The sequence below is a fragment of the Pseudomonas sp. P7548 genome, from assembly GCF_013386585.1.
GTDB lineage: Bacteria > Pseudomonadota > Gammaproteobacteria > Pseudomonadales > Pseudomonadaceae > Aquipseudomonas.
Window position 1 is genome coordinate 1 of record NZ_JACARO010000068.1, and the last position, 11586, is coordinate 11586.

Below are 11586 nucleotides of genomic sequence, written 5' to 3' on the forward strand. Positions count from 1 at the left end.
CATCGCCACACCCACCACCCCGGCTTTGAGCGCCAGGGAATCGTTGATCCCATCGCCCACCACCATCGGGCGGAAGCCGTTGCCGATCTCACCCAGCACCCGGTTGAGCTTGTCTTCCGGCAACGCCTGCGCCTCGACGTCGCTGATGCCCACGTCCAGCGCCAGATTGTCGGCCACGCTCTGGCGGTCGCCCGTCAGCAGCAATTGCCGGCCCAGGCCCAACTCCCGCAATTCTTGCAGGGCTTGGCGGGCTTCCGGCTTGACGCTGTCCGCGAGCAGCAACCAGGCGAGGAACTGCCCGTCCAGCGCCAGCCCGGCAATCGGGCCATCGTGATTCGGCACCCCAGTGGTGACGATGCCCAACTGCTCAAACAACTCCGGGCGCCCCAACGCCGCTTCGCCTTGCTCGGTCTGTGCCACCACGCCGAGGCCCTGGCGTTCGCGAATATCCGTGAGCACCAACAACTGCTCCTGGGTCGCCAGCCCTGCCAACGCCCGGCTGACCGGGTGACTGCTGGCCGAACCCAGGCTCGCAGCCAGATTCAGCAGCACCTGGCGATCCGGCGCGCGCGTCTCGATCGATTGCAGGCGCAGGGTGCCGTAAGTCAGGGTGCCGGTCTTGTCGACCACCAGGGAGGTCAGGTCGGCCAGTTCTTCGAGGAACGCCGAGCTGCGGATCAGAATCCCATGACGCGCCGCCACCGCAATCCCGGCAATCGCCGTGGCCGGCGCGGACAGCACCAACGCACACGGGCACGCAGCGACCAACACCGCCAACATTGCCTGCGCGTCGTTGGTCACAAACCAGGTCACCGCCGCCAGCAGCAACACCAGCACCATGTAGCTGCCGGCATAACGCTCCAGCAGCCGCGTGATCGGCGGCTTGGAACGTTCGGCGTTCTGCATCAGTGCGATGACTTTGCCCAGGGTCGACTCATTGCCGGTGCGGGTCACCTGCAGGCGCAGCAAGCCATCCAGGTTGATCGCCCCGCCAAACACCTGCACGCCGACGCTGGCTTCCAGCGGCACCGACTCGCCGGTGATCGGCGCCGTGTCCAGGCTCGCCTGGCCGGACAGCACCACACCGTCGGCGGGCACGCGGTCGCCGGCACGCACTTCGACGATATCCCCGGTGTTCAGTGTGCCGTTGTCCACCTCGACAATGCTGCCGTCGGCCTGCACCAACCGCGCATGGCTGCGGGTCAGCTTGCCCAATGCGTGGATCGCTTCCTGGGACCCGATCACACTGCGCTCTTCCAGCACATGGCCGAAGATCATGATGATGGGCAGCAATGCGGCGGTGAGCAGGTCGCCAGTGGCCCACGCGCCCATCATCGCCAAGGCGATCAACTGGTCGGTGATGCCATGCAGGCTCGGGTAACGCAGGCTGTACCAGGCCGAACGCATCACCGGCACGGCCACCAGCAACGAGGCCACGCCCAGTAGCAATTGGCTGACGCCCGTCTGGTCCGGTGCCAGCCAGCGCCACACCAGCCCCAGCACCAGCAAACCCAGGGCCAGCATGGCCAGGGTCAATTGCCGGGCAGCACTGCGCTGCTCGGCGGAAGTCAGCATGGGTGCGCTCATTGTTCGGCTCCCTGAATGATCAAGCGGGAGTCGTCTTTAGGATCGACCGTGGTCACCGAGCCGGCCTGGCCGAGAATCTTCGGCAAGCGCTCGCGGTACAGGCGCAACAGCAAGCCCGGGTCTTTGACCTGGGCAAGGCTGGCGACCGTGGCAGTTTGCGCCTGAGCATTGGCCAGGCGCTCGCTGGCCTGGGCATGGGCCACCTGCACCAGGCGGTCGGCTTGCTGGTTGGCGGTCTGGGTGAGTTTTTCGGCGTCGGTGCGTGCATTGGCCACGGCTTTGTCAGCTTGTTGGCTGGCGGTCAGCACCGCGTTGAAGGCATTCACCGCCGGGCCCGGCAGGCTCGATTGCACGTCGACGCGGGTCACCTCGATGCCGAGCCCAAGCCCCGTCGAGGCCAATTCAGCCAAGCGCTTATTGATGCCTTGTACCAAGTCACCGCGCAGCCGCTCACGGCGCTCGGCGGCGCCATTGTCGGTGCCGATCAGTTCGGGGCGTGCCACCAGAATAGTGTCCAGGTCACGGGCCGCCGTCAGGGCCACGGCGCTGCGGGTCACCAGGCGATCCAGCGCTGGCAACACATGCTCGCCCTGCAGCACAAACGCGTAGGGCTCGGTGACTTTGTAGAACACCCGCACATCCAGCTGCACCACACCGGCGTCACCGGTCAGCAGGTAACCGGAGCCGGCCAGGGCGTCGCTCAACGGCGTGGCAAAACTCGCCATGCGGTCGGCCTGGATCGCCGTGTCGGAACGCAGCAGGTTTTCGACCCGGCGCTCAATCACTCGGTCGGCGGCCGGCAGCAACACAACCTGCTCGAACGGTTGCGGCCAGGCCAGTAACAGGCCGGCATTCTGAATCCGGTCCAGGGCGCCGAAGTGCAGCACCACGGCGCGGTTCTGCGGGTCGATCTGGCGCACATTGGAAAATGCCCAGGCCAGCGCCGCCAACACGGTCACCGCGTACAGCGCCAGGAAGGTCAAGCGCCCGGCCTGGATCCACGGGCTGTCCGGGCTGTCACGCTCGGTCATGGCTGGCCGTCCTTCGGCCCGTCCACCAAGGCGCGGAACGGCGCGGCATCGGTGCGCAGGATGATCTTGGTGCCCGGCGTCACCACCGTGCCCAACGTATCCAGGGAGCGCAGCAGGTTGTACAGCTGCGGGTTACCGGCGTAGGCACGCCCATAAATCTGCGCCGCTTCGACCCGCGATTGCGCCTCGATATCGGCGGCTTTCACCGTGGCATCGGCTTGCACAATGCGCGCATCACGCTCGGCAGCCGAACGGATCTGCGCCGCTTCACGCTTGCCCACGGCGGTGCGCTCGGTGGCGATGGTTTCACGCTCGGCGCGCATGCGGTCGACGGTGGCGGTGAGCGTCACCGACGGCAAGGTCAGCCGCTCGATGCCCACTTGCGCCACACGCACGCCATAGGTGGTGAGCAATTGTTGATCAATCTGTTGACGCAATTGCGCTTCGAAATCAGCGATGCGCACTTGGCTGGCGTCGGTGTTGATCAGGCTGGACAGGTCAAAGCTGGCGGCGGTGGTTTCCAGCGCCGAGCCGACGAAGGTGCGAATCTGCCGCGCCGCTTCATCCGGCTGGTTCTGCACCGCGCGCATGAAGCGCTGCACGTTGTCGGCGTCACCCTGCACCTGCCACGCCACGTAAGCCTGCACGATGATACGCAGGCCATCGCGGGTGCCCACGTCCTGCAAACCGCTGGAGGTGGTGCGCAGGCGCAGGTCTACCGGGATCGCCGCCTCGAACGGCGCCGGCCAACGCCAGCCGAGGCCCGGCTCCAGCAACACACGGGACGGGTTGCCGAAGCGGGTGATCACTGTGGCCTCGCCGGAACGCACTTGCACCAGGCTGGCCGCTGCCACGGCAAACAGCACCAGCAACACCGCCCACGCCATGCGTCGCCAAGGGAACGGGCCGCCCGCCTGTTCGTCACCATGATGATGGTGGTGGTGATGGCCATGATGGTGATGATGACCGTGATCGTGAGAATGAGCGCTCAACAGACAGACTCCTTATTGAACGGCTTTACGCGGCACCGAAGGGTCGGCCGGCAAAGTAAAAGAACGCAGATCGATCGTCGGCGCGCCGTCGGCACCCAGGCGATGATCCAGAATGAGCAGCTTGGCGTGGGCCAGGCCTTGGCTGAGCTGGCCGAGGTATTGCTCCAGCACGAACGCCTGGCCCGCCGTCGCGTAGGCCTTTTGTTCGGCGGCAAAACGCAGGTCCGCCGCTCTGGCGCCGGCGCTCACTTCGCGCGCGGTGGCCAGGGCCTCATCGCGTACGGTGCTGGCTTGCAGCAGGGCCTGGTTGGTCTGCTCGCTGGCCGCGCCACGTTCGCGGGAAATCAGCGCCTGGGCGCCGATCTGCGCCGCTTGCACCCCGTGATAGGCATTGGCGGCACCCGCCGGCGGGTGAATCGCTTCCACCACCGTGGCGAGAATTTCGACACCACTGTCGAGTTTCTGCAGGTCGGCCTGCACGGCGCGGCCTATTTCATCAGCAAGGCTGGTGCGCTGTTCACCGAGCAATTCATCAAGGGTGCGTGAGGCAAAATCGTGGACGAGGATGCGGCTGGCGGTGCTGCGGATCAGGGTCGGCACATCCGCGCTGTTGTAGGTGGCGGCGAGTGCAGCCCGGTCAGTCAGGCCGATGCGGTAGACGAACCGCACGTCCATGTTGACGATCTGGAAGCCTTGTTTGTCGCCGCTGCTGCTGGCGATGACCTGGGATTTGTCATTCACATGACTGGCGTCCCACAAACGGTTGGCGATCAGCGGAGCCGGGCCTTCGGCGGGTGCCAGTTCCGGGGTGGAGGCTTCGCTGACGCTGGTCGCCAGCTCATGCACCACGCCGTTTTCCACAGCCAATACGCGGCCCAGCGGCCACGGCAAACCGGCGTGCAGGCCGGGGCCGAACACTTCCACAGGTTTGCCGAAGCGCTCATAGATCCCACGGCCTTGCAGTGGCACTTCATGCACGCCGGTCAACGCCCAGCCCACCGCCAGCACCACCAGCAGCACCGGCAGAAACGCCCGGCGCATGTAGGTAAACGCCCAAATCTGGCGCAGATCGATACCAAAGCGGTTGTGCAGTTCGTGCTGCAAGGCCAGCAAGGGCTGCGGCGGCCAGCGCAGCAGCCCGGCGATAAAACTCTGCGCCATCAGGCGCGGTTCAAGGCGTGGCTGGCGTGGGCTGAACAGCGACAGCACGGCCCGCAGCAAAAACTCCACGGCCACCAGCCCCGGCAGCAGGCCGGCCAGCACGGCCAGGCGCAGCGGCCACACAGACGCCGCACCGGCAAACAGCAAACACAGCGCACTGACCACCAGGCAAACAATCGCTACCCGGCTCAATTGCGCCAGTGGCGAAGCTTCCGGCCATTGGGCAACGGATTCCTGAGCCAGGCGGCGCTCGAACACCAGCAGGCCAAACGCCAAGGCCAACGCCAGCGCGGCACCGATGCTCGCCGATTGGCCGACGGGCGCAGCGGGCAAGGTCAGGTTCCAGAATTCGATAAGGCTGACGAGCGCCAGCAACGACCAACCCGCCAGCCACAGCACCGGCGCACCAATCTGGGCCAGCAGGCCATTGCGCAAACGCCCGACAAGGCGCGAATACCCCGCCACTTCATCGACGGGCGGCTCAATCAGTGATTCGGCGGGTTCCTCCAGCACCTGGGCACGCCAATCGGCCACCCACCACGCCGATTGCAACCCGGCCACCAGCACCACCAGCGCCGACGAACAGGTGATCAGCACCACCGGCCAGATCGACAGCGGGGCAAACAGGGCGACAAACAGCGCCAGTATCCAACCGGCCACGGCCAGGGTTGTCAGGCTGATGCCGGCTTGGCGCAATCGACGGGCGTGAAACACCCCCTGTTGAAAACGCGGAAGGCCTTCCACCGAAGCGCCGTCAGCTTCCAGATCCACTTGCATCCACTCAACGCCCGTTAACACACAATTAGTTACGATATAACACGGAGCGTGAAATTTTTGTCCTATGAATGCAGGTTTTGAACCCACCGCAGTTCCCCTGTGAGAGCGGGCTTGCTCGCGAATGCGGTGGGTCAGCCACCCCTGTTGTGACTGTCCCACCGCATTCGCGAGCAAGCCCGCTCCCACATTTGTTCCCCAGCGTCTGCAAGACCGTGACTAACCCCCCATAAACACGAGCCATCACTGGTGCAGGCCGTGATTAATCGGCACACTCCGAAACAGTTTTTCGCGGGTCCACGGACAAGGAAGCGTCACCCCCCATGATTTCGATCTATCAACTCAAACCGCGTTTTCAAAACCTGCTGCGCCCTCTGGTGCAGCGTCTCTACGACAATGGCACCACGGCCAACCAGATCACCGTGCTGGCCGGCGTGGTTTCCTTGTTGGTCGGCGCACTGATCGCCGCGTTTGCCCAACACCTCTGGCTGTTTGCGCTGATTCCGCTGTGGATGATCCTGCGCATGGCCCTCAATGCCATCGACGGCATGCTCGCCCGGGAATTCGGCCAGCAGTCGCGACTGGGTGCCTACCTCAATGAGCTGTGTGACGTGATCGCCGACAGCGCGCTGATCCTGCCATTTGCGCTGATCCCCGGTGTCAGCCTCATTCCCGTGCTGCTGGTGGCGCTGCTGGCGGTGTTCAGCGAATACGCCGGTGTACTCGGGCCGATGGTCGGCGCGTCACGCCGTTACGACGGGCCCATGGGCAAGAGCGACCGGGCGTTCGTACTCGGCGTGCTGGCCACCGGCGTCGCCTTGGGCTGGCTGGGTGCCGGCTGGGTCAACACGGTGATGTGGCTGGTCGCCGCCCTGCTCGCCTACACCTTGGTCAACCGTGTGCGCCAAGGCCTCAAAGAAGAACACACCTCTCCGATTGCATAAGGATTTTTGCGATGCGCGAACAGCAAGAGCACACCTTCAGTACCCATGATGGCGTCGAGCTTTTCTACCGCCACTGGCCGGCCACGGACGTCACCGGGCCACGCCAGGCGATCCTGCTGTTCCATCGCGGCCACGAGCACTCGGGGCGCATTGCGCACCTGGTGGACGAGCTGAACCTGCCGCAATTCGACTTCTTTGCCTGGGACGCCCGTGGTCACGGCCAATCGCCCGGGGAGCGCGGTGACAGCCCAAGCTTCGCCACCAGTGCCCGCGACGTGCAGACCTTCTGTGACCACATCGGCACCACCTACGGCATCGAGGCAGAAAACCTCGCGGTCATCGCCCAGAGCGTCGGCGCCGTGATCGCAGCCACCTGGGTGCACGATTACGCGCCGAAGATCCGTGCGCTGGTGCTCGCCTCCCCGGCCTTCAAGGTCAAGCTGTACGTGCCCTTCGCCCGCCCGGGCCTGGCGCTGATGCGCAAGTTTCGCGGCAATTTTTTCGTCAATAGCTACGTCAAGGCCAAGTTCCTCAGCCATGACCCGGAGCGTGTAGCCTCCTACGACAGCGACCCGCTGATCACCAAGGCCATCTCGGTGAATGTGCTGCTGGGCCTGTATGAAGCGGCCGACCGTGTTGTAGCCGATGCCCAGGCGATCCAGGTGCCGACCCAAGTGCTGGTGTCTGGCTCCGACTTCGTGGTGCACCGCAAACCCCAGCAGCAGTTTTTCGACCGCCTCGGCAGCCTGAAAAAAGAGCTGCACATTCTCCCGGGCTTCTTCCACGACACCCTCGGCGAACGCGACCGGGCCACCGCCGTGAGCAGCGCCAGGCGCTTTATCCTGCAGAACTTCAGCTACCCGCTGGACCGCGCGTCCTTGCTGGATGCCGACAAGCTAGGCGCCACCTGCGCCGAATCCGAAGCCCTCGCCGCGCCACTGCCGCGTAATTCCCTGCGCGACCTGTACTGGCGCCTCACCCGCGCCAGCATGGGCCTGGGCAAAAGCCTGTCGGACGGCGTGAAGCTGGGCTTCGATACCGGTTTCGACTCGGGCAGCACCCTGGACTACGTGTACCGCAACACCCCCACCGGCAAGGGCGGGCTGGGGCGGATGATCGACACCAACTACCTCAACTCCATCGGCTGGCGTGGCATTCGTCAGCGCAAGTTGAACGTCGAGGAGCTGCTGCGCCTGGCCATGGCCAAGTTGCGTGATGAAAGCCGTGAAGTGCGCATCGTCGATATCGCCGCCGGCCATGGGCGTTACATCCTCGAAGCCTTGCAGGGCGTTTCGCCGCTGCCGGAATCGATCCTGCTGCGCGACTACAGCGACATCAACGTGCGTGACGGTAGCGCGCTGATCCGCGAAAAAGGCCTGGGGGATATCGCGCAGTTCGTCAAAGGTGACGCGTTTGATCGCGCCGACCTCACGGCACTGGACCCCAAGCCGACGCTGGCGGTGGTGTCCGGGCTGTATGAATTGTTCGCCGATAACGGCATGGTCGGCGGCTCCCTGGCTGGCCTGGCTGAGGCCGTAGAACCGGGTGGCTATCTGGTCTACACCGGCCAGCCCTGGCACCCGCAACTGGAACTGATCGCCCGCGCCTTGACCAGCCACCGCCAAGGCCAGGCCTGGGTGATGCGCCGTCGCAGCCAGGCGGAGATGGACCAGCTGGTAGAAGCCGCCGGTTTCCGCAAGATCACCCAGCGTGTAGATGAGTGGGGCATTTTCACCGTGTCCCTGGCGCAGAAGATCTGAGCATGCGCGAACCCGGCCTGTTGAAGCCCGCCGTCCTGTGGCTGCTGGTGTTGGCACCGCTGTTTTTCAGCACCTACGGCTTTGCCACGTGGGTCACCAGCCAGCGCAGCGACGTCGGCACCCTGGTGTTCGACTGGGAAACCCACATGCCCTTCTGGGCATGGACCATCGTGCCCTACTGGTCCATCGACCTGCTCTACGGCTTTTCCCTGCTGCTGCCCAACACCCGCCATGAACTCAAGCAACATGCGCTGCGCCTGCTGACTGCCCAGGTGATCGCCGTCAGTTGCTTCCTGATCTGGCCGCTGCGTTTTACCTTCGAGCGGCCAGAGCTGGACGGTGTGTTCGGCTGGCTGTTTGCGGTGCTGGCAGGGTTCGATAAGCCGTTCAACCAGGCGCCGTCGCTGCATATCGCACTGCTGGTGATCCTGTGGGTGATGTACCAGCGCCATACCCAAGGGCTCTGGCGCTGGCTGGTGCATGGCTGGTTCGCCTTGATCGGGATCTCGGTGCTGACCACTTATCAACATCACTTTATCGACTTACCCACAGGCGCTCTCGCTGGCTGGATTTGCGTGTGGTTATGGCCGGTGGAGCATCCCAGCCCATTGTTGAATGTGCGACTGACACGGGACGTACAACGCTGGAAAATCGGTGCGCGCTACGGCCTGGGGGCGGTGCTCCTGGTGATGTTGGCCTGGGTGCTGCGCGGCGCCTGGCTGTGGATACTGTGGCCGGTAGTTTCCCTGGCGTTGATCAAGGCCAACTACTTCGTGCTCGGTGCTTCAGGCTTCCAGAAGCGCGCCGATGGCCGACTCACGCCCGCCGCACGTTGGCTGTACGCACCGTACTTGGCAGCCGCGTGGCTCAATTCACGCCTGTGGACACGCAAGCACCCACAGCCGGACCTGATTGTGGATAACGTTTGGCTCGGGCGCATTCCTACAACTAGCGAGCAGGCGCCCTTCAAGGCAATCGTCGACCTGTGCGCCGAATTACCGATTCATCCACAGGGCCGCGCCTATCAATCCATTCCCGTACTGGACCTGGTGGCGCCTACGCCCGCCGAATGCCTGCAGGCCGCGCAAGCTATCGAACGCCTGCGCTCGCACGGCCCGCTGCTGGTGTGCTGTGCCCTCGGCTATTCGCGCAGCGCCACTGCCGTGGCCGCCTGGCTGATGCACACCGGTCGCACCAGCACGGTGGACGAGGCACTGGCTATTATTCGTACAGCGCGGACCCAGGTGGTCCTGCACCCCGCTCACCGCGAAGCTTTGGAGGGTTTGCCCCATGCCCGCTGATATGGAACTCCAGGTGGTCGCCAGCCTGTTGCGCCGTGGCCGCTCCCTGGATCAGTTATCCACAGGCCTGACGCTGCTCGGCTTTCTGTTTGGTCTTGCGCAACTATTGCTGGCAAGTATCTCGACCCTCTGCCTGCTGCTCGCCCTGTGGATGATCATCCTGGGTTTGCTGCAAAAGTACTGGGCGCTGCGCGTGGCCTTCGACGCCGACCTGTTCGCCCTGCTGGCCCGCGACACCGCACGCACCCCGGACCTCGACCAGGCGCTGGTGGACCTTGGTCTGCAATCGGCCAAGCGCGTCGGCCGGCCCTGGAGCGAACGCCGTCGCGGCGCCCTCAAACTGTTGCGCAAACAAGCCTGGCTGCTCGGTGCGCAAGCGCTGCTGACCCTGGGCGTGGTCCTCGCCAGCCCTTGGCTGCCTTTCGCCGGATAAGGAATCCCCATGTTCGAACCCGTGGTCGCCACGCTGATTACTTCCATGGCCCGCACCGTCACGGGCGCCCGCAGCCTGTGGCTTGGTTGCGCGCCGGTGCCGGTGCAACGCATCTACTTCGCCAACCACAGCAGCCATGGCGACTTTGTGCTGTTGTGGGCCTCGCTGCCGCAGAACCTGCGCAAATTCACGCGCCCGGTGGCCGGCAGCGATTACTGGAACAAAAGTGCCCTGCGCCGCTACATCATCAACCGCGTGTTTAGCGGCGTGCTGATCGACCGTGAACGCAAGGACCCTGTGGATAACCCGCTGCAGCCCATGCTCAACGCCCTGGAGGCTGGCGATTCGCTGATCATCTTTCCCGAGGGCACACGCAACCTGGAAGACGGTTTGCTGCCGTTCAAGAGCGGGCTTTATCACCTGGCAAAAAGTTACCCACAGGCCGAATTGATCCCGGTGTGGATTGCCAACCTCAACCGCGTCATGCCCAAGGGTCGCGTGTTGCCGCTGCCCCTGCTGTGCACCACCAGTTTCGGCAAGCCGCTGCAATTGGAAGAAGACGAAGACAAAGCCGCCTTTCTCGCCCGCACCCGCGACGCGCTGCTCGCCCTTGCCCCGGAGCACGTCTGACATGCCTAGCCAAACCCTGATGTTGTTCGGCGGCATCGGCGCGATCCTGGTGCTCGCCTCGCTGATCGGCCTGATCCTCAAGCTGCGTACCCGTGGCACACCGAATGCGGTGATCGACAACCTCAACGCCCGCATCAATGCCTGGTGGGTGATGGTGGTGGTGATCGGCATCGCCTTCTGGCTCGGCACCGGCGCAGTGATCCTGCTGTTCTACGCCGTGTCGTTCTACGCCCTGCGTGAATTCCTTACCCTCACCCCCACGCGCCGTAGCGATTACCCGGCGCTGGTGGCCGCGTTCTACCTGGCCCTGCCGCTGCAATACCTGCTGATCTATTCGGATTGGTACGGGCTGTTCTCGATCTTCATCCCGGTGTACGTGTTCCTGCTGCTGCCGATCCTCGCGTCACTGGGTGGCGACAGCACGCACTTCCTGGAGCGCGCCTCGAAAGTGCAGTGGGGCCTGATGATCGCGGTGTTCTGCGTGTCGTTCGTACCGGCTCTGCTGACCCTCGACATCCCGGGCTACGAAGGCCGCAACCTGTTGCTGATCGCTTACCTGGTGATCGTGGTACAGCTCTCGGACGTGCTGCAGTACGTGTGCGGCAAGCTGTTCGGCAAGCACAAGATCGCGCCCAACCTGTCGCCGTCCAAGACCGTGGAAGGTTTTGTCGGCGGCATCCTGCTCTCCTCGTTGATTGGTGCGGCGCTGTGGTGGACCACACCCTTCAACCCGTGGCAGTCGTTTTTGATCGCGCTGTTGATCAACCTGCTGGGCTTTGCCGGCGGCATCGTCATGTCGGCAATCAAGCGCGACCGCGGCGTGAAAGATTGGGGGCATATGATCGAAGGGCACGGCGGCATGCTGGATCGGTTGGACTCCGTGTGCTTCGCGGCGCCCATCTTCTTCCACCTCGTGCGCTATTGGTGGACGTGACCCCAACCTCAAGAACAGTGAAGATCAAACTGTGGGAGC

Annotated in this window: 10 protein-coding genes; 6 read left to right on the plus strand and 4 right to left on the minus strand. The window is 64.2% G+C overall.

What is annotated here, in order from left to right:
• From HX803_RS24330 to hflK (HX803_RS24345), 4 genes are all read right to left on the minus strand, one after another.
• Positions 1-1587 (minus strand): cation-translocating P-type ATPase (locus HX803_RS24330; protein WP_178924205.1); only part of this gene is annotated, 1587 nt, incomplete at its 3' end.
• Positions 1584-2618, minus strand: coding sequence for a protease modulator HflK (hflK, locus tag HX803_RS24335; RefSeq protein ID WP_178924207.1), 1035 nt, complete (start codon positions 2616-2618; stop codon positions 1584-1586). The genes HX803_RS24330 and hflK (HX803_RS24335), both read right to left, overlap by 4 nt.
• Positions 2615-3613: a protease modulator HflC gene (gene hflC, locus HX803_RS24340; protein ID WP_178924222.1), complete on the minus strand. Its 999-nt coding sequence runs from the start codon at positions 3611-3613 to the stop codon at positions 2615-2617. Before hflC ends, hflK (HX803_RS24335) begins: the two co-directional genes overlap by 4 nt.
• 9 nt (positions 3614-3622) lie before the next feature.
• Complete coding sequence (hflK, locus tag HX803_RS24345; protein ID WP_178924209.1) at positions 3623-5548, minus strand: protease modulator HflK; 1926 nt, start codon at positions 5546-5548, stop codon at positions 3623-3625.
• A gap of 320 nt (positions 5549-5868) precedes the next feature.
• On the opposite strand from hflK (HX803_RS24345), the gene HX803_RS24350 reads away from it, so the two are divergent.
• Genes HX803_RS24350 through HX803_RS24375 form a run of 6 tightly spaced genes read left to right on the plus strand, consistent with a single transcriptional unit; the run spans position 5869 to position 11547 of the window.
• Positions 5869-6489, plus strand: coding sequence for a CDP-alcohol phosphatidyltransferase family protein (locus HX803_RS24350; protein ID WP_178924211.1), 621 nt, complete (start codon positions 5869-5871; stop codon positions 6487-6489).
• An 11-nt stretch (positions 6490-6500) separates the two neighbouring features.
• A complete protein-coding gene (locus tag HX803_RS24355) occupies positions 6501-8249 on the plus strand; it encodes a bifunctional alpha/beta hydrolase/class I SAM-dependent methyltransferase (protein WP_178924213.1) in 1749 nt (582 codons plus the stop codon).
• A 2-nt stretch (positions 8250-8251) separates the two neighbouring features.
• A complete protein-coding gene (locus tag HX803_RS24360) occupies positions 8252-9550 on the plus strand; it encodes a phosphatase PAP2/dual specificity phosphatase family protein (protein ID WP_178924216.1) in 1299 nt (432 codons plus the stop codon).
• Positions 9540-9983 carry a hypothetical protein gene (locus HX803_RS24365; protein ID WP_176994554.1) on the plus strand — a complete coding sequence of 148 codons (444 nt, stop codon included), beginning with the start codon at positions 9540-9542 and terminating at the stop codon, positions 9981-9983. The genes HX803_RS24360 and HX803_RS24365 overlap by 11 nt, the downstream gene beginning before the upstream one ends.
• Before the next feature lie 9 nt (positions 9984-9992).
• Positions 9993-10613 carry a 1-acyl-sn-glycerol-3-phosphate acyltransferase gene (locus tag HX803_RS24370; RefSeq protein WP_178924218.1) on the plus strand — a complete coding sequence of 207 codons (621 nt, stop codon included), beginning with the start codon at positions 9993-9995 and terminating at the stop codon, positions 10611-10613.
• Position 10614: 1 nt separating this feature from the next.
• Complete coding sequence (locus tag HX803_RS24375; protein ID WP_178924220.1) at positions 10615-11547, plus strand: phosphatidate cytidylyltransferase; 933 nt, start codon at positions 10615-10617, stop codon at positions 11545-11547.
• Positions 11548-11586: the final 39 nt, after the last annotated feature.

Bases quoted from the DNA above. Each gene is read 5' to 3' on its own strand.
- hflK (WP_178924207.1), bottom strand. From the start codon at position 2,618: ATGACCGAGCGTGACAGCCCGGACAGCCCGTGGATCCAGGCCGGGCGC.
- hflK (WP_178924209.1), bottom strand. From the start codon at position 5,548: ATGCAAGTGGATCTGGAAGCTGACGGCGCTTCGGTGGAAGGCCTTCCG.
- HX803_RS24350 (WP_178924211.1), top strand. From the start codon at position 5,869: ATGATTTCGATCTATCAACTCAAACCGCGTTTTCAAAACCTGCTGCGC.
- HX803_RS24355 (WP_178924213.1), top strand. From the start codon at position 6,501: ATGCGCGAACAGCAAGAGCACACCTTCAGTACCCATGATGGCGTCGAG.
- HX803_RS24360 (WP_178924216.1), top strand. From the start codon at position 8,252: ATGCGCGAACCCGGCCTGTTGAAGCCCGCCGTCCTGTGGCTGCTGGTG.
- HX803_RS24365 (WP_176994554.1), top strand. From the start codon at position 9,540: ATGCCCGCTGATATGGAACTCCAGGTGGTCGCCAGCCTGTTGCGCCGT.
- HX803_RS24370 (WP_178924218.1), top strand. From the start codon at position 9,993: ATGTTCGAACCCGTGGTCGCCACGCTGATTACTTCCATGGCCCGCACC.
- HX803_RS24375 (WP_178924220.1), top strand. From the start codon at position 10,615: ATGCCTAGCCAAACCCTGATGTTGTTCGGCGGCATCGGCGCGATCCTG.